Raw genomic sequence first — 17,143 nt, 5'->3', positions numbered from 1 at the left:
CGCGCCTGTCGCCAGGCACCTGAAGGGCCTCGTCCTTGCGCGCCCGCCGAGCGTACCGCACACTCCAGTGCAAGTGGGCAGTATGATGCGCAACCTCTTTCCGTGTAGGCACTCCCGTGCATAAGCCATCCCTTCATCGCGCTCCGGTCTTGCAGCATGTGGGCTTGAACGTGCGGCAGCTGCGGCATGCCGCGGACCTGAGCCAGAGCGCGCTGGCGGCGCGTTCCGGCGTGAGCCGACGCATGCTGGTCGCCATCGAGGCCGGCGAGAGCAATGTCAGCCTGACCACGCTCGACCTGATCGCCGAGGCCTTGGGAGTCGCGTTCAGCAGGCTGGTCCAGGCACCTGAGCGTAGTGATCTGGCACGCATCGACGAACTTGCCTGGGTCGGCAAGCATCCGCAAAGTCGGGCCGTCCTGCTGGCAAGTAGCATGGCGCGGCGCGAAGTGGAATTATAGGAGTGGCGCCTGGCCCCGGGGGAGCACTATGCGAGCGAGGCCGACGCCGAGGGTTGGAGCGAGCAGATCTATGTCTGCGAAGGCTGTCTGACATTGACCGTGGCAGGGCAGGAGCGATGCCTGCGGGCAGGCGAGTTCTTCGTTTTTCCCAGCGACTGCCAATATGCCTATCGCAACGACGGTACCGTGCTCACCCGTTTCGTGCGCAATGTGGTGATCTGAACGACTGCTTGCGCCGTTCGTACTTTGGTATCGGCCAGCTTCGGCTTGCGATGCCCTGGCTTATGATCCGTGAAAACGATGAAGCAGAACCATGAGCGAGTCGCTCAACGATCCATGCGATGCGCTCATCATTGGCGGTGGGGTGAGTGGCAGTCTCCTGGCCGCGCATTTGTTGCGTCAGCCTGGCAAGCGCCGTCTGACGATCGTCGAGCCACGCGCGCAGTTGGGACGTGGCGAGGCCTATAGCGCCAGCGAGCCTGAGCAAACCCTCAATGCCAATGCGGCACGGATGAACTGCTGCCACCTCCGCGGCGCCAGTCACCGCCCTGGGAGGATTTTCTGGCGTGATCGATGGTAGTGGCTACTCCCCTGCAATTGAGTCGCGCATTGCGCGCCGAGTGCCGGCTTGCAATGGTACGGGGCATCGACTGGCAGGCTCCGCTTGACACCGTACGCGCCCATGTACCCAGCCTCTGGAGCCAGGTCAGCGATACCCAGCGCCGTCAGTTCGTACGACACCTGCGGCCCTGGTGGGAGAGCCATCGTCATCGTTCGCCCCCAAGGCGCCACCTTGCTAGAGCATCTGCAGGTCGAAGGTCGGCTGCGCATCCACGCCGCGACCTTGCGACAGGTCGAGCGTTCGGTCGATCGTCATCTAGCCTTTTGCTGCGTCATCGTGGCGAACAGGGCCGAGCAGCTGTTCGCGCTCGGCTAGCGGTTGGAGTAAACCCTGACAGAGACCAACCCATGCCGATTGCGAGTGGCTCGCGGCTGTTCCATCATCGGAGCCTGAACAATCTTGGATGTGTCCGCAGGAGTGTGCATGAACGATCAGAACAGTAGGCCACAGGTAGTATCCGTCCGCCTGGCGCGCCTGCGCGAGGTGATGAGCGCGGAGGGTGTCCAGGCCCTGTTGGTACCATCGTCGGATCCACACCTTTCCGAGTACCTGCCTGGCCACTGGCAGGGACGGCAATGGCTGTCCGGTTTCCACGGTTCGGTCGGCACCCTGGTGGTGACGGCGGATTTCGCCGGGCTCTGGGTCGACAGTCGGTATTGGGAGCAGGCCGGCAAGGACCTGGCAGGCACTGCGATCGCGCTGATGAAGCTGGCGCCCGGGCTACCCAATGCCTTCGACTGGCTTGTCGAGCAAGCTGGGCCACACTCCACGGTGGCTGTGGATGGGGCGGTGCTCTCGCTGAGCATTGCCCGGCAGTTGCAAGAGCGACTGGCCGTTCGGCAGGCCCGCCTGGTCACCACGCGGGACTTGCTCAGCGCCGTCTGGGAGGAGCGCCCGGCCCTGCCGGGGCATCGGATCCACGAGCACCTGCCGCCGTATCCAGGCAGCTCTCGCACGCAGAAACTGGCTCAGTTGCGACGCGCTTTGCAGGACAAGGGAGCCGATTGGCACTTTCTGGCAACGCTGGACGACATCGCCTGGCTTTTCAATTTGCGCGGCCGAGATGTTTCCTATAACCCGGTGTTCGTCTCGTTCGCACTGGTCGGGCAGGACCGAGCCGTGCTGTTCATCGCGCCAGGCAAGGTCGCCCAGGCGCTGCGCGAGCGGCTGGTAGCCGACGGGGTAGAGCTGCAGGACTACACCCGTGTGGGCCCTGCACTGGCTTCGCTCGCCCCAGGCAGCAGCCTGCTGGTCGACCCGGCTCGCGTGACGTGTGGTCTGCTGGACAACGTGCCAGCCCAGGTGCGCTTGCTGGAGGGACCTAATCCGACCATATTGGCGAAAGCTTGCAAGACCGAGACGGAGCTTGTTCATATCCGCCGGGCCATGGAAGAAGATGGCGCTGCACTGTGCGAGTTCTTCGCCTGGTTCGAGTCGGCGCAGCGAGCCGGCGGCGTCACCGAACTGACCGTGGACCAGCAGCTGACCGCGGCACGCGCCAGACGTCCAGGCTTCGTTTCGCCCAGCTTCGCCACCATCGCTGCATTCAACGCCAATGGCGCCATGCCGCATTATCGAGCGACCGAGCAAGAACATGCCGTTATCGTCGATGATGGCTTGCTGCTCATCGATTCGGGAGGGCAGTACCTTGGCGGAACGACCGATATCACCCGCATGGTGCCGGTCGGTGAGCCGAGTCAGGCGCAGAAGCATGATTGCACGCGCGTACTCAAAGGCATGATTGCCTTGTCGCGCGCCAAGTTCCCACAGGGAATTCTCGCACCGTTGCTCGATGCGATCGCGCGCGCGCCGCTCTGGGCCGAGCACGTCGACTATGGACATGGGACCGGCCACGGCGTCGGGTACTTCCTGAACGTCCACGAAGGCCCGCAAGTCATTGCCTACCAGGCTTCGCCGATGCCCCAGACAGCGATGCTGCCGGGCATGATCACCTCGATCGAGCCGGGTACCTATCGGCCTGGACAATGGGGCGTGCGAATCGAGAACCTGGTTGTCAATCGTCAAGCAGGCGAAGGGGACTTTGGGCGTTTCCTGGCCTTCGAGACCCTGACCTTGTGTCCGATCGATACACGCTGCCTGCTCCTAGAGTTGCTGACCCTGGAGGAGCGCCAGTGGTTGAATGACTATCATCGGGAGGTTCGGGCGCGACTGGCGCCGTTGGTCGAAGGCGAGGCGCTTCGATGGCTGGAAGCGCGCACGGCGCCGATCTGATCACCGCGTGCGGACGAACGCAGGTGGCTGTTGCGTTCGTCCGACAACTCACTTGCACAGCACGATCATGCTACGGCTCGTGTAACCGGCGGGGTTGATGCCGAAAAGATAGTCGCCTGGCTCCTCGTCGGCGTCCCCGGAGCGGGCCACGACCCGATAGCCTCGTTTGCCGCAGGATGCCGCTGCTCGTTCGTAGCACCTGTCCCAGGAAGAGGACAGGCCCGAGCAGTTGACATGCAGTCCTTTCTTTCCTCGCTTGACTTCGGTCTTCGCAGTGGCGGCACACCCGGCGATAGCCAGGATGGCCAGGATGATCAAAATACGTTTCATTCCTGTCCTTATACAGCCCGACCAGTAGCTCGGGTCTCGTCATTGTCGCGTCGTCCTGAACGGTGCCTGCTTCCTTGTGCTTCAGTAGATCGTCAGCAGATTATGGTTTTGTGACAGATTAGTCAGACCAGGTTCGTGGCACAATGACTCAGCCTCCACCAAATGACAACCTTTCTCATATCAGTCGACCGCGACAGGTGGCGCGGGCTGGCTCTTCATGCTCAGCGTAGCGCCGATCGAAGCCGTGATGATTGCAGCGATCGCCAGCCATTGCAGCGGGCTGAGCACCTCGCCCAGAAAAACCAGGCCTGAGACCGCGGCGACTACCGGCTCGACACTCATCAGGGTGCCGAAGGTGCGCGCGGGCATGCGTGTCAGGGCAACCATTTCCAGGCTGTACGGTAGCGCGGTGGACAACACGGCCACGCCCACGGCGACAGGAATCAAGCCTGGCGTGAGCAAGGCACTACCGGCATGGACGATGCCTATGGGGGCAACGAAGAAGGCGGCAATCACGACACCCAGCGCTGCCGTCTGCACGCCATGCTCGGCACCGGCGCGCTGGCCGAACAGGATATACAGTGCCCAGCAGACTCCAGCACCGAGTGCGTAGGCTGCACCAAGCGGGTCGATGGCGCTGTCACTGGCGCCAAGGGGAATCAACAGGAACAATCCGGCAACGGCGAGGGCGATCCACAGGAAGTCGATGAGACGACGCGAGGCGAGGATGGCTACCGCCAGTGGACCGGTGAACTCGAGCGCGACCGCGATACCTAGCGGTACACTGCGCACCGCCATATAGAAAAGCAAGTTCATGCCACCCAGTGCCAAGCCATAGACGACCACGCTGCGCAAGGTGCTTTTCGTCATGCGTACACGCCATGGTCGCAGCAGCAAGAGCATGATGATGCTCGCGAAGAACAGGCGCAGCGTCGTGGTGCCTTGCGCGCCCACGACTGGGAACATGGACTTTGCCAGCGAGGCGCCGGACTGGATCGAGGTCATCGCGATCAGAAGCAGGCCGATCGGAAACAATGCAGTGATCAGGCCGCGTGGGCGGTTGTCCATGGAGACGGAGTCCTGAAATGAAGGAAGGTGCAATATAGTGCGCAAGTCAGACCCCCAGCAACCATTGTCAGAAATCCATGAAAGGACATGTGCCTGAAGTTTAAATAAAAGCTTGACGGCCTTTCGAATCCCCTTATAATGCGCACCACTTCCGACGCAGTCGAAACGGAAAACTCCTTGAGAATCAAAGAGTTGGACGAATCAGGCAGGCTCGGGAGGGCTTCGGTCGACTGATCGGCAGCGGTGAACAAGGTGGTTGACAGCGGGTTTCAACGCTGTATGATTCGCCTCCCGCTACGAGCAATCGCCAGCGAGTCAAGTGGTTGAAGTTGAACGAGATTCTCGGCAAATACTTCGAAATAAACGCTTGACAGACGATGAGGACAGCGTAGAATGCGCGGCCTCGGTTGAGACGAAACGCTCTTGGCCAAACGCTCTTTAACAAATCGAATCAAGCAATTCGTGTGGGTGCTTGTGAGTTTGGACTGATAGTCACCAAGATTATCAGCATCACAAGTGACACATGAGCAATCATAGTAGTCATTTGAGATTGCTGAGCCAAGTTTAGGGTTTCTTAAAAACCCAAGCAGTATTGAACTGAAGAGTTTGATCATGGCTCAGATTGAACGCTGGCGGCAGGCCTAACACATGCAAGTCGAGCGGATGACGGGAGCTTGCTCCCGGATTCAGCGGCGGACGGGTGAGTAATGCCTAGGAATCTGCCTGGTAGTGGGGGACAACGTTTCGAAAGGAACGCTAATACCGCATACGTCCTACGGGAGAAAGCAGGGGACCTTCGGGCCTTGCGCTATCAGATGAGCCTAGGTCGGATTAGCTGGTTGGTGAGGTAACGGCTCACCAAGGCGACGATCCGTAACTGGTCTGAGAGGATGATCAGTCACACTGGAACTGAGACACGGTCCAGACTCCTACGGGAGGCAGCAGTGGGGAATATTGGACAATGGGCGAAAGCCTGATCCAGCCATGCCGCGTGTGTGAAGAAGGTCTTCGGATTGTAAAGCACTTTAAGCCGGGAGGAAGGGCTGTAGGCTAATATCCTGCAGTTTTGACGTTACCGGCAGAATAAGCACCGGCTAACTCTGTGCCAGCAGCCGCGGTAATACAGAGGGTGCAAGCGTTAATCGGAATTACTGGGCGTAAAGCGCGCGTAGGTGGTTGATCAAGTTGGATGTGAAAGCCCCGGGCTCAACCTGGGAACTGCATCCAAAACTGGTCGGCTAGAGTACGGTAGAGGGTGGTGGAATTTCCTGTGTAGCGGTGAAATGCGTAGATATAGGAAGGAACACCAGTGGCGAAGGCGACCACCTGGACTGATACTGACACTGAGGTGCGAAAGCGTGGGGAGCAAACAGGATTAGATACCCTGGTAGTCCACGCCGTAAACGATGTCAACTAGCCGTTGGGATCCTTGAGATCTTAGTGGCGCAGCTAACGCATTAAGTTGACCGCCTGGGGAGTACGGCCGCAAGGTTAAAACTCAAATGAATTGACGGGGGCCCGCACAAGCGGTGGAGCATGTGGTTTAATTCGAAGCAACGCGAAGAACCTTACCAGGCCTTGACATGCAGAGAACGCCCCAGAGATGGAGCGGTGCCTTCGGGAACTCTGACACAGGTGCTGCATGGCTGTCGTCAGCTCGTGTCGTGAGATGTTGGGTTAAGTCCCGTAACGAGCGCAACCCTTGTCCTTAGTTACCAGCACCTCGGGTGGGCACTCTAAGGAGACTGCCGGTGACAAACCGGAGGAAGGTGGGGATGACGTCAAGTCATCATGGCCCTTACGGCCTGGGCTACACACGTGCTACAATGGTCGGTACAGAGGGTTGCCAAGCCGCGAGGTGGAGCCAATCTCACAAAACCGATCGTAGTCCGGATCGCAGTCTGCAACTCGACTGCGTGAAGTCGGAATCGCTAGTAATCGCGAATCAGAACGTCGCGGTGAATACGTTCCCGGGCCTTGTACACACCGCCCGTCACACCATGGGAGTGGGTTGCACCAGAAGTAGCTAGTCTAACCTTCGGGAGGACGGTTACCACGGTGTGATTCATGACTGGGGTGAAGTCGTAACAAGGTAGCCGTAGGGGAACCTGCGGCTGGATCACCTCCTTAATCGACGACATCAGCCAGCTGATGAGCCCCCACACGAATTGCTTGATTCCTTGTAGAAGACGATCAAGACCCTGCATATAGGTCTGTAGCTCAGTTGGTTAGAGCGCACCCCTGATAAGGGTGAGGTCGGCAGTTCAAATCTGCCCAGACCTACCAGTTTCTGGGGCCATAGCTCAGCTGGGAGAGCGCCTGCCTTGCACGCAGGAGGTCAGCGGTTCGATCCCGCTTGGCTCCACCACCTTGCCTGTCGTCAGAACCTAGACATGAGTCTTCCTCGTGAAGATTGATGTCTGGCTTTTGTCAGATCGTTCTTTAAAAATTCGGATGTGTGATAGATATAGACTGATGATCCCTTTCACTGGGGGTGATCAGGCTAAGGTAAAATTTGTAAGTGGCTCATGCGAGCCATGCGAATTTTCGGCGAATGTCGTCTTCACAGTATAACCAGATTGCTTGGGGTTATATGGTCAAGTGAAGAAGCGCATACGGTGGATGCCTTGGCAGTCAGAGGCGATGAAAGACGTGGTAGCCTGCGATAAGCTTTGGGGAGTCGGCAAACAGACTGTGATCCAGAGATCTCTGAATGGGGGAACCCAGCCAGCACAAGCTGGTTATCTTGCACTGAATACATAGGTGCAAGAGGCGAACCAGGGGAACTGAAACATCTAAGTACCCTGAGGAATAGAAATCAACCGAGATTCCCTTAGTAGTGGCGAGCGAACGGGGACCAGCCCTTAAGCCGGTTTGAGATTAGTGGAACGCTCTGGAAAGTGCGGCCATAGTGGGTGATAGCCCCGTACACGAAAATCTCTTGCCGGTGAAATCGAGTAGGACGGAGCACGAGAAACTTTGTCTGAACATGGGGGGACCATCCTCCAAGGCTAAATACTACTGACTGACCGATAGTGAACCAGTACCGTGAGGGAAAGGCGAAAAGAACCCCGGAGAGGGGAGTGAAATAGAACCTGAAACCGTATGCGTACAAGCAGTGGGAGCAGCTTCGTGCTGTGACTGCGTACCTTTTGTATAATGGGTCAGCGACTTATATTCAGTGGCAAGCTTAACCGTATAGGGGAGGCGTAGCGAAAGCGAGTCTTAATAGGGCGTCAAGTCGCTGGGTATAGACCCGAAACCGGGCGATCTATCCATGGGCAGGTTGAAGGTTAGGTAACACTGACTGGAGGACCGAACCGACTACCGTTGAAAAGTTAGCGGATGACCTGTGGATCGGAGTGAAAGGCTAATCAAGCTCGGAGATAGCTGGTTCTCCTCGAAAGCTATTTAGGTAGCGCCTCATGTATCACTGCTGGGGGTAGAGCACTGTTTCGGCTAGGGGGTCATCCCGACTTACCAAACCGATGCAAACTCCGAATACCAGCAAGTGCCGAGCATGGGAGACACACGGCGGGTGCTAACGTCCGTCGTGAAAAGGGAAACAACCCAGACCGTCAGCTAAGGTCCCAAAGTCATGGTTAAGTGGGAAACGATGTGGGAAGGCTTAGACAGCTAGGAGGTTGGCTTAGAAGCAGCCATCCTTTAAAGAAAGCGTAATAGCTCACTAGTCGAGTCGGCCTGCGCGGAAGATGTAACGGGGCTCAAACCATGCACCGAAGCTACGGGTGTCACCACCAGGTGACGCGGTAGAGGAGCGTTCTGTAAGCCTGTGAAGGTCAGTCGAGAGGCTGGCTGGAGGTATCAGAAGTGCGAATGCTGACATGAGTAACGACAATGCGAGTGAAAAACTCGCACGCCGAAAGACCAAGGTTTCCTGCGCAACGTTAATCGACGCAGGGTTAGTCGGTCCCTAAGGCGAGGCTGAAGAGCGTAGTCGATGGAAAACAGGTTAATATTCCTGTACTTCCGGTTATTGCGATGGAGGGACGGAGAAGGCTAGGCCAGCTTGGCGTTGGTTGTCCAAGTTTAAGGTGGTAGGCTGGGATCTTAGGCAAATCCGGGATCCCTAGGCCGAGAGCTGATGACGAGTTGCCACTAGGCGACGAAGTGGTTGATGCCAGGCTTCCAGGAAAAGCTCCTAAGCTTCAGATAATCGGGAACCGTACCCCAAACCGACACAGGTGGTTAGGTAGAGAATACCAAGGCGCTTGAGAGAACTCGGGTGAAGGAACTAGGCAAAATGGCACCGTAACTTCGGGAGAAGGTGCGCCGGCGAGGGTCAAGGACTTGCTCCGTAAGCCCATGCCGGTCGAAGATACCAGGCCGCTGCGACTGTTTATTAAAAACACAGCACTCTGCAAACACGAAAGTGGACGTATAGGGTGTGACGCCTGCCCGGTGCCGGAAGGTTAATTGATGGGGTTAGCGCAAGCGAAGCTCTTGATCGAAGCCCCGGTAAACGGCGGCCGTAACTATAACGGTCCTAAGGTAGCGAAATTCCTTGTCGGGTAAGTTCCGACCTGCACGAATGGCGTAACGATGGCGGCGCTGTCTCCACCCGAGACTCAGTGAAATTGAAATCGCTGTGAAGATGCAGTGTATCCGCGGCTAGACGGAAAGACCCCGTGAACCTTTACTATAGCTTTGCACTGGACTTTGAACTTGCTTGTGTAGGATAGGTGGGAGGCTATGAAGCGTGGACGCCAGTCTGCGTGGAGCCATCCTTGAAATACCACCCTGGCAACTTTGAGGTTCTAACTCAGGTCCGTCATCCGGATCGAGGACAGTGTATGGTGGGTAGTTTGACTGGGGCGGTCTCCTCCCAAAGAGTAACGGAGGAGTACGAAGGTGCGCTCAGACCGGTCGGAAATCGGTCGCAGAGTATAAAGGCAAAAGCGCGCTTGACTGCGAGACCCACACGTCGAGCAGGTACGAAAGTAGGTCTTAGTGATCCGGTGGTTCTGTATGGAAGGGCCATCGCTCAACGGATAAAAGGTACTCCGGGGATAACAGGCTGATACCGCCCAAGAGTTCATATCGACGGCGGTGTTTGGCACCTCGATGTCGGCTCATCACATCCTGGGGCTGAAGCCGGTCCCAAGGGTATGGCTGTTCGCCATTTAAAGTGGTACGCGAGCTGGGTTTAGAACGTCGTGAGACAGTTCGGTCCCTATCTGCCGTGGACGTTTGAGATTTGAGAGGGGCTGCTCCTAGTACGAGAGGACCGGAGTGGACGAACCTCTGGTGTTCCGGTTGTCACGCCAGTGGCATTGCCGGGTAGCTATGTTCGGAAGAGATAACCGCTGAAAGCATCTAAGCGGGAAACTTGCCTCAAGATGAGATCTCACTGGAGCCTCGAGCTCCCTGAAGGGCCGTCGAAGACTACGACGTTGATAGGTCGGGTGTGTAAGCGCTGTGAGGCGTTGAGCTAACCGATACTAATGGCCCGTGAGGCTTGACCATATAACACCCAAGCAATCTGCAGCGCAGGTTGCGGTGAGTGAAGACGCAGCACCGAAAATTCGCACCTTGCATCACACATCCGAGTTGGCCGACACGTCCCCTGGACGGATCGGCACCGTTTTTCTTGGCGACCATAGAGCATTGGCACCACCTGATCCCATCCCGAACTCAGCAGTGAAACGATGCATCGCCGATGGTAGTGTGGGGTTTCCCCATGTGAGAGTAGGTCATCGCCAAGATTCATTCCGCAAAACCCCTGACTGCGACCGCAGCCAGGGGTTTTGTCCTTTCTGGGGTTCAGGCGGCAAGCCGGGCGTGGCCTCGGGGCATCCGGCGCTGGCCTGGAAGGCTTCGAACGCCTGGGCCAGCGCCTTGGTCCGTTGCGGCTGGCAGCATATGACTCGATCGGTATAATTGCCGACCCTTGGAAACACCGAGAGCTTGTGAGCTGATGAACCTGATTCCAGAAATCGATGCTTTTCTTGGTTGTCGCACCCCTGATGCCTGGATCGAGGCTGCCCTTGCGGATCAGGAAACCTTGCTGATCGATCATAAGAACTGCGAGTTTAAGGCAGCTAGCACAGCCCTGAGCCTGATAGCCAAATACAACGGACACATCGATCTGATCAACATGATGTCGCGCCTGGCCCGTGAAGAGCTAGTGCACCACGAACAGGTCCTGAGGATGATGAAGCGTCGCAAGATCGCGCTTCGCCCGGTCTCGGCAGGGCGTTACGCCTCTGGATTACGACGCCACGTGCGTGCCCACGAGCCGGCGAAGCTGGTCGACACGTTGGTCGTTGGTGCTTTTATCGAAGCACGCAGTTGTGAACGATTCGCTGCGCTGGTGCCGCATTTGGATGAGGAACTAGGAAAGTTCTACCATGGCTTGCTAAAAAGCGAAGCGCGGCACTACCAGGGCTACCTGAGGTTGGCTCATCAATACGCAGAGCAAACCGATATCGTCAAGGTGGTAGAGCAGGTACGGGCCGTAGAAGCGGAGCTCATCTCTTCGGTAGATACCGAGCTTCGCTTCCACAGTGGGGTTCCGGCAGATGACCGAAGCGCTGCTGTCGAAGTGCTCGACTAGTCGCGGCGTCCAAGCAACAAGCCTACCACCAGGCCGAAGCCGGCCGACACGGCCACGGTCTGCCAGGGATGGCCACCGATATAGGCCTGGGTAGCCTCCACGACAGGTTGGGCCTTGCTGCCTACGTTACCTACCGCTTCACGCGCTTGTTGCAGTTTCTGGCTAATCTGTGCGCGAAGTGTTTCCGCTTCTTCGCCAACCAGCGATGCGCTCTGGTTGAGCAGCTTTTCCGACTCGGTGATCAGCGACTGCAGCTCGCTGAAGACCTGGTCCTTGATCTGGTCGGTGTCGGATTGCATGGTAGCTTTGCGTGGCATGGATATTTCCTTTTCTTGACAGGATGACCTGTGGATGCCGTCACGCCAGGAAAGTTGCAGCGGCATATCGATCCCATGTCACCACGGTGTAAGATAGCGCCTGTTTTCACCAGCAGGACCTACCATGAGTTTCAATCTGGCCAACAAGAGCTTCGCGGAGCGAGCGGAAATCGAGTCCCACAAGGCGCGTCTGTTCGAACTATGGCAGACCAATCTTGGCAAGGCCAAGGGCGATGCGGCCAGGCTGATTGCCGAAAAGCCTCGCCGCAAGGGTAAATGGGCTGAATGGGTTCGTGCCGAACTGGACAGCATGACACCGCCCGAATACGCCAGCATGGTACGCAGCGAGGTCAACAAGATGATGGCAGCCAGTTCGAACCGCTGAAGGGCGCCAAAGGTGAACAGCGCGCGCAGCCATGTCTCAGCGCAGGCCGTTGCCAGGTAGCGTCGTCAGGCCTGGCAGCTCAAGAACCCCGCTATCGGAAAAGCGCAGCGTCCCCTGCGCGCCGCCTGCCATCTTGCCTTTGAGCTCATAGGGCACGCCACGCGAGCCTTGCAACCGCTCAAGCCCGTACGCTTGACGCAGGATGGAAAAGGCAGTGACGCTGACTGGCACCACGATCACCTGATCATCATATCGGCCAATATGGCCATGTTGCCCGCTGACCCCAGCGGCCAGCGGCTCGCCATTGATCTTGAGCTCCACTGCCAGCCCATCGAAGTCCACAGGCTGCTCGTTAGGATTCTGCACGCGGATCTTCACCGCCATTCGCAGTTCCAGTTCTTGTCCGGGTAAAGGTTCGATACCGATGACGTTGACGGTGAGCGGATCACGATCCTGGAAAAGCGCACAGGCGCCAGGGCCTGCAGCCAGTATGAGAACCAGGCAGCTCCGAACAGTGCGGCGCAAGAGCGAGATCATGAATACGCCTCGAAAAGGGCAGGGCCTGAGTTTGGCAAATACCAGGCGACGTTGAAAGCGTTGCCAGCGAACGAAAGGTTGAAACATCGCGAATCACCTATGTGGAAAAACAGGGTTTCGCCCGAAACCTCTCTCCCCTTAGGCTATCCAAAATCCTGGTAACTTTTCCTACGAGAGTTCGGGCATGAATCGTACAATCGTTAGCCTTGCCATCGGTTTGTTCACGTGCTGGCAGGTCCAGGCGGCACCAGCCACTCCTAGAGTACTGGCAGGCGCCGACAGCAACCCCTACAACAGCCCGGTCCAGCGTGCCAACCCCAACAGTCGCCAGGGGACCGCCCCGGCAGCGCCGCCGCTGCGCGGGCCTTCGACCGAGCCCAATCCGCGTCCGCCCACGCTCGACAACCGCGGCATCGGTAACGGCGAGAACCTGCGGCGAGAGCAACAGACTCCTCGGCTGGAGCCCGCTCGACCGCCCCGTGATACGCAACGTGTGCCGTAAGCGCGCAATGACGATCTAGACCGACCTTTTGGTCATTTCCTGGAAGGAACCACACATGCTTCGTCGTACCTGGTTGACTACCCTGGCTGCCGTGACGTTCTGGCCTTTATTGACCCATGCCGCGCCCGAGCAGCAGTTTCCAAGCGAAGAAGGCCAGGTGACTGTCAGTACCTTGGCCAAGGGCTTGCGCAACCCTTGGGCTTTGGCCTTCCTTCCCGATGGAAAAGGTATCCTGGTGACCGAACGGCCTGGCGATCTGCGCATCGTCTCTGCCGAAGGTCGAGTCGGGCCGCCCTTGAGTGGTCTGCCCCAGGTCTGGGCGCAGGGCCAAGGCGGGCTCCTGGATGTCGTGTTGTCTCCCGAGTTCTCCAAGGATCGTACGGTCTACCTTTCCTACTCCGAGGCCGGCGAGGATGGCAAGGCTGGCACTGCGGTAGGGCGCGGCCAGCTTTCCCAGGACCTGACCAGGCTCGAGCACTTCACGGTGATATTCCGTCAGAAGCCCAAACTGTCGGAGGGCAACCACTTTGGTTCGAAGCTGGTTTTCGACCGGGATGGCTACCTGTTCATAGCGTTGGGCGAAAACAACCAGCGCGCGACGGCACAGGATCTGGACAAGCTGCAGGGCAAGGTCGTGCGTATCCTGCCCGATGGCGAAGTACCCAAGGACAATCCTTTCGTCGGCAAGACCGATGTTCGTCCGGAAATCTGGTCGTTCGGCCATCGCAACCAGCAGGGTGCGGCGCTCAATCCATGGACCGGTAAGCTCTGGACTCACGAGCATGGCCCTCGGGGTGGCGACGAAATCAACATTCCGCAGGCGGGCAAGAACTACGGCTGGCCGATCGCCACTCATGGCATCAACTATTCGATGCTGCCGATCCCCGAGGCCAAGGGCAAGCATGTCGATGGCATGGAAGATCCTCATCATGTCTGGGAGAAGTCACCGGGTATCAGCGGCATGGCCTTCTATGACAGCTCGACCTTCAAGGCGTGGGATCACAATCTGTTCATCGGCGCCCTGGCTACCGAGGAATTGATCCGCCTGCAGCTCGACGGTGATCGGATTACCCATGAGGAGCGCATGCTAGGTGAGCTCAAGGCGCGTATCCGAGACGTCCGAGTCGGGCCGGATGGCTATCTCTATCTGTTGACGGACGCCAAGGATGGCGCCCTGCTCAGGGTTGGACTGAGCCAGGATTGAGCTGATTGACAGGTGCTGCGCAGATTGGGCGAGCGCATGCGTGGCGCCTCCAAGGCTGCGTGCGCCACCTCGACCGGCCAGGATGACGTACCATGGTGCTTTCCGCTCAAGATGCACCTGCCATGTCGCTCGACCCGAACACCCGTTATCGTCTTGCCATGGACCAGCAGGGGTTCCATCCCGATCCTGCGCAAGCGGCCGCGGTAGCTGCCCTGCAGGCGTGTCACGAGGCACTGCGCCAGGGCACGGACACCAAAGGTGTCTATCTGTGGGGCGCGGTCGGTCGCGGCAAGACCTGGCTGATGGATCTGTTCCATGCCAGCCTCCCGGTGTCCGGGCGACGTCAACATTTCCACCATTTCATGGCCTGGGTACACAGGCGGCTATTCCAGCTCAACGGTACTGCCGATCCGCTACGGGCGCTGGCCTTCGAGCTGTCGCAGGAAATCCGGGTCCTGTGCTTCGACGAGCTGTTCGTCAGCGACATCGGCGACGCGATCATCCTGGGGCGCTTGTTCCAGACGTTGTTCGATCGCGGCGTGATGCTGGTGGCTACCTCCAACCAGCCGCCCGACCAGCTCTATCAGGACGGCTTCAATCGTGAACGTTTCCTGCCCGCCATCGCTGCCATGCAGGCCAACATGCAGGTACTCTGCATGGCCGGGCAGACAGACCATCGTCAGCAGCCTGGAATCGAGTGCCAGCGCTACTGGCTTGCCAGGCCGGGCTCGGCGACGCAACTCGCCCCGGTCTTCGACAGGCTTGGCGGGGGTGAGCCAGGCACCACACAGCCGCTGCAGCTCGGTGCTCGGACCATCAACGTCGTGCGACGGAACTCGCGCGTGATCTGGTGCCGGTTCGCCGAACTCTGCGAACAGCCGCTGGCCACCAGCGAATTCATGGCATTGTGTGATACGTTCCAGGCGATTCTGGTCGACGGGGTGCCCGCGCTAGGGGCCGCACAGCGCGCCGGACGCATTGCCAGGGGCACGGAAGACGGAGCCTGCCGTGTCGAGGCCGGCGAGCGTGAATTGCCGGCCTTGTCGGCCAGGGACGACAGTGTGCGCAGGTTCATTGCCTTGGTCGACGAGTGCTATGACCGGCGCGTTCCGCTCTACCTGGAGGCCGAGGTCGAGCTCGAGGCGCTGTACGGCGAAGGTTACCTGACGTTCGCGTTTCGGCGGACCTTGAGCCGTTTGCGAGAAATGCAGTTGCAACGCTTCGCCTGAGTATCGCTGGCCGGGCAACTTGCCACGGCGTCAAGGCTGCCGGTCTTGCAGCCAGTCCAGCAAGGCCGTGTGAAAGCGTTGGGGCTGCTCGATCTGGGGTGCATGGCCAAGGCCTTCGAACATTACCAGGTCTGCCTTGGGAATCAGCTTGGCGACCTGTGGCCCGAGCACGCTGTACTTGCCCAGCTGCGCCTTGAGCGCGGGAGGGGCGATGTCGCTGCCGATCGCCGTGCTGTCCTGATCGCCGATCAGTAGCAGGGTGGGCATGCTCAGATGCTTGAATTCGTAGTAGACCGGCTGCGTGAAGATCATGTCGTAGATCAGCGCCGAGTTCCAGGCCACGGCTTGATGACCGGGACCTTTGTTCAAGCCTGCCAGCATCTGGACCCAGCGCTCGTACGCCGGCTTCCAGCGGCCGGCATAGTAGGTCTTGCGTTCGTATTCGCGCACGCTATCGGCATCGAGGGCCAATTCGCGCTCATACCACTGGTCCACGCTCCGGTAGGGCACTCCCAGCGCCTTCCAGTCCTCCAGGCCGATGGGGTTGACCATGGCCAGGCGTTCGACCTGCTGCGGATACATCAGCGCATAACGGGTGGCGAGCATGCCACCGGTGGAGTGGCCCAGCACGATGACCTGTCCGACGCCAAGTCGCTCCAGCAAGGCGTGGGTATTGCTCGCCAGTTGCTGGAAGCTGTACTGATAATGTTTCGGCTTGCTGGATGTGCAGAAGCCGACCTGATCCACGGCGATGACCCGATAGCCTGCCTGGCTCAAGGCCTCGATGCTCGATTCCCAGGTGGCGGCGCAGAAGTTCTTGCCATGCATCAGCAGCACGCTGCGCCCATTGGCGGGGCCTTTGGCCGGCACATCCATGTAACCCATGCGCAGGGCCTGGCCCTGGGAGCGGAAATCGAAGTGCTCGAGCCGATAGGGGTAGTCGAAGCCTTCGAGATGCTCACCGTAGACAGGTGCGTCGGCAGCGGACGCCTGGCTGCCGACAAGGCAGGTCAGGGCCAGGACAGTGGCGCGCAGCATGGCAACTCCATGTAGAGGCTTGTAGGAAATGCGAGTTTAGCAGTCGAAAGACATCCTCTATACAGAAAGGTGTTACCAGCCATTAATCAGACAGCCGCTTTGCATCTGCCCGTGTCTGGTCGTGACCAGCGCTCAGGGGTAGTGCGCGACCACTTCGTCCTGGCCGTCATGGGTAAGCCCGACGACCTGGTACGGGTCTTTGCGATTGCCCACTTCCATCCCAGGCGATCCGATAGGCATGCCCGGTACGGCGATACCCTTGAGGTCGGAGCGGCTGGCCAGCAGGCGGACCTGCGCCGCCGGCACGTGGCCTTCGACGAACTTGCCGTCGATCACGCCGGTGTGGCACGAAGCCAAGCGTGGTGCGACACCCAGGCGTTGCTTGAGGGCGCTCATGTTCGGTTCCACATGATCGTTGACCTGGAAGCCGTTGCCGCGAAGATGGCTGATCCATTGCTTGCAGCACCCGCAGTTGGGGTCACGATAGACATCGATGGTGTCGTTGGCCTGGGCCAGGCCGGCAAGTCCCAGCAGGCAAAGGGCGGTCCAGCGTGAATAGGTCATGTTGCGGTTCTCCAGCAGAACATCCTCGAATGCGGCAAGCCGCTGCGCTCACGGCCGAGCCTGCGGCCTGGCGCGGCTGC

Annotated in this window: 12 protein-coding genes, 2 tRNA genes, 3 rRNA genes and 2 pseudogenes; 13 read left to right on the top strand and 6 right to left on the bottom strand. The window is 58.9% G+C overall.

The genetic code is table 11. From position 1 onward, the window contains the following. Positions 1–116: 116 nt before the first annotated feature. The 3 genes and pseudogenes from ACY8GK_RS08475 (at position 117) to ACY8GK_RS08465 (ending at position 3,312) form a co-directional block, all read left to right on the top strand. Positions 117–680 (top strand): annotated as a pseudogene (locus ACY8GK_RS08475) (helix-turn-helix domain-containing protein). A gap of 91 nt (positions 681–771) precedes the next feature. Next, positions 772–1,314: pseudogene (locus ACY8GK_RS08470) on the top strand (FAD/NAD(P)-binding protein); the annotation flags it as partial. Between the two features lie 189 nt (positions 1,315–1,503). After that, positions 1,504–3,312 carry an aminopeptidase P family protein gene (locus ACY8GK_RS08465; RefSeq protein WP_462402821.1) on the top strand — a complete coding sequence of 603 codons (1,809 nt, stop codon included), beginning with the start codon at positions 1,504–1,506 and terminating at the stop codon, positions 3,310–3,312. A 48-nt stretch (positions 3,313–3,360) separates the two neighbouring features. Here ACY8GK_RS08465 and ACY8GK_RS08460 read toward each other — a convergent pair whose 3' ends face one another. Further along, positions 3,361–3,642: a hypothetical protein gene (locus tag ACY8GK_RS08460; protein WP_196179992.1), complete on the bottom strand. Its 282-nt coding sequence runs from the start codon at positions 3,640–3,642 to the stop codon at positions 3,361–3,363. A 180-nt stretch (positions 3,643–3,822) separates the two neighbouring features. Further along, positions 3,823–4,710, bottom strand: coding sequence for a threonine/homoserine exporter RhtA (gene rhtA / locus ACY8GK_RS08455; RefSeq protein ID WP_462402820.1), 888 nt, complete (start codon positions 4,708–4,710; stop codon positions 3,823–3,825). Between the two features lie 594 nt (positions 4,711–5,304). Between rhtA and ACY8GK_RS08450 the strand changes: the two genes are divergently transcribed. The 6 genes from ACY8GK_RS08450 (at position 5,305) to ACY8GK_RS08425 (ending at position 11,287) form a co-directional block, all read left to right on the top strand. Continuing rightward, a 16S ribosomal RNA gene (locus ACY8GK_RS08450) occupies positions 5,305–6,840 on the top strand. A gap of 79 nt (positions 6,841–6,919) precedes the next feature. Then, positions 6,920–6,996 (top strand) — tRNA-Ile (locus ACY8GK_RS08445). A gap of 6 nt (positions 6,997–7,002) precedes the next feature. Continuing rightward, positions 7,003–7,078: transfer RNA gene (locus tag ACY8GK_RS08440), tRNA-Ala, on the top strand. A 227-nt stretch (positions 7,079–7,305) separates the two neighbouring features. After that, positions 7,306–10,197: ribosomal RNA gene (locus ACY8GK_RS08435) — 23S ribosomal RNA — on the top strand. Positions 10,198–10,320: 123 nt separating this feature from the next. Beyond that, positions 10,321–10,436: ribosomal RNA gene (rrf, locus tag ACY8GK_RS08430) — 5S ribosomal RNA — on the top strand. Together the 16S, 23S and 5S rRNA genes with 2 tRNA genes alongside form the textbook arrangement of a ribosomal RNA operon. A gap of 212 nt (positions 10,437–10,648) precedes the next feature. Continuing rightward, positions 10,649–11,287: a MiaE family protein gene (locus tag ACY8GK_RS08425; protein ID WP_196180409.1), complete on the top strand. Its 639-nt coding sequence runs from the start codon at positions 10,649–10,651 to the stop codon at positions 11,285–11,287. Here the strand turns inward: ACY8GK_RS08425 and ACY8GK_RS08420 are convergent. Beyond that, a complete protein-coding gene (locus tag ACY8GK_RS08420) occupies positions 11,284–11,604 on the bottom strand; it encodes an ElaB/YgaM/YqjD family protein (protein WP_462402819.1) in 321 nt (106 codons plus the stop codon). The genes ACY8GK_RS08425 and ACY8GK_RS08420 overlap by 4 nt on opposite strands. Before the next feature lie 124 nt (positions 11,605–11,728). Here ACY8GK_RS08420 and ACY8GK_RS08415 point away from each other — a divergent pair, with 124 nt between their 5' ends. Beyond that, positions 11,729–11,989: a hypothetical protein gene (locus tag ACY8GK_RS08415; protein WP_196180412.1), complete on the top strand. Its 261-nt coding sequence runs from the start codon at positions 11,729–11,731 to the stop codon at positions 11,987–11,989. A gap of 36 nt (positions 11,990–12,025) precedes the next feature. Here ACY8GK_RS08415 and ACY8GK_RS08410 read toward each other — a convergent pair whose 3' ends face one another. After that, positions 12,026–12,526: an LEA/WHy family protein gene (locus ACY8GK_RS08410; protein WP_462403002.1), complete on the bottom strand. Its 501-nt coding sequence runs from the start codon at positions 12,524–12,526 to the stop codon at positions 12,026–12,028. Positions 12,527–12,710: 184 nt separating this feature from the next. Between ACY8GK_RS08410 and ACY8GK_RS08405 the strand changes: the two genes are divergently transcribed. The 3 genes from ACY8GK_RS08405 (at position 12,711) to zapE (ending at position 15,461) form a co-directional block, all read left to right on the top strand. Next, entirely contained in the window at positions 12,711–13,028 is a 318-nt protein-coding gene (locus tag ACY8GK_RS08405; protein ID WP_196180414.1) for a hypothetical protein, read from the top strand. Between the two features lie 55 nt (positions 13,029–13,083). After that, entirely contained in the window at positions 13,084–14,232 is a 1,149-nt protein-coding gene (locus ACY8GK_RS08400) for a PQQ-dependent sugar dehydrogenase (RefSeq protein WP_196180416.1), read from the top strand. Positions 14,233–14,354: 122 nt separating this feature from the next. Continuing rightward, complete coding sequence (gene zapE, locus ACY8GK_RS08395; protein ID WP_462403001.1) at positions 14,355–15,461, top strand: cell division protein ZapE; 1,107 nt, start codon at positions 14,355–14,357, stop codon at positions 15,459–15,461. Between the two features lie 30 nt (positions 15,462–15,491). Here zapE and ACY8GK_RS08390 read toward each other — a convergent pair whose 3' ends face one another. Next, the gene (locus ACY8GK_RS08390) at positions 15,492–16,499 is read right to left on the bottom strand and encodes an alpha/beta fold hydrolase (protein ID WP_462402818.1); all 1,008 of its coding nucleotides are present in this window, start codon (positions 16,497–16,499) and stop codon (positions 15,492–15,494) included. Between the two features lie 132 nt (positions 16,500–16,631). Beyond that, on the bottom strand, positions 16,632–17,063 hold the full coding sequence (locus ACY8GK_RS08385) for a DUF411 domain-containing protein (protein WP_196180420.1): 432 nt from the start codon (positions 17,061–17,063) through the stop codon (positions 16,632–16,634). Positions 17,064–17,143: the final 80 nt, after the last annotated feature.

It is taken from the genome of Pseudomonas sp. Marseille-QA0332, assembly GCF_054950175.1.
The sequence above is the reverse complement of the archived record's forward strand: the minus strand, read 5'-3'. Positions and strand labels throughout refer to the sequence as shown.

Coding starts and splice junctions, on each gene's coding strand:
- ACY8GK_RS08385 (WP_196180420.1), bottom strand. CDS start 17,063: ATGACCTATTCACGCTGGACCGCCCTTTGCCTGCTGGGACTTGCCGGC.
- ACY8GK_RS08410 (WP_462403002.1), bottom strand. CDS start 12,526: ATGATCTCGCTCTTGCGCCGCACTGTTCGGAGCTGCCTGGTTCTCATA.
- rhtA (WP_462402820.1), bottom strand. CDS start 4,710: ATGGACAACCGCCCACGCGGCCTGATCACTGCATTGTTTCCGATCGGC.
- ACY8GK_RS08400 (WP_196180416.1), top strand. CDS start 13,084: ATGCTTCGTCGTACCTGGTTGACTACCCTGGCTGCCGTGACGTTCTGG.
- ACY8GK_RS08425 (WP_196180409.1), top strand. CDS start 10,649: ATGAACCTGATTCCAGAAATCGATGCTTTTCTTGGTTGTCGCACCCCT.
- ACY8GK_RS08390 (WP_462402818.1), bottom strand. CDS start 16,499: ATGCTGCGCGCCACTGTCCTGGCCCTGACCTGCCTTGTCGGCAGCCAG.
- ACY8GK_RS08460 (WP_196179992.1), bottom strand. CDS start 3,642: ATGAAACGTATTTTGATCATCCTGGCCATCCTGGCTATCGCCGGGTGT.
- ACY8GK_RS08405 (WP_196180414.1), top strand. CDS start 12,711: ATGAATCGTACAATCGTTAGCCTTGCCATCGGTTTGTTCACGTGCTGG.
- ACY8GK_RS08465 (WP_462402821.1), top strand. CDS start 1,504: ATGAACGATCAGAACAGTAGGCCACAGGTAGTATCCGTCCGCCTGGCG.
- ACY8GK_RS08415 (WP_196180412.1), top strand. CDS start 11,729: ATGAGTTTCAATCTGGCCAACAAGAGCTTCGCGGAGCGAGCGGAAATC.
- ACY8GK_RS08420 (WP_462402819.1), bottom strand. CDS start 11,604: ATGCCACGCAAAGCTACCATGCAATCCGACACCGACCAGATCAAGGAC.
- zapE (WP_462403001.1), top strand. CDS start 14,355: ATGTCGCTCGACCCGAACACCCGTTATCGTCTTGCCATGGACCAGCAG.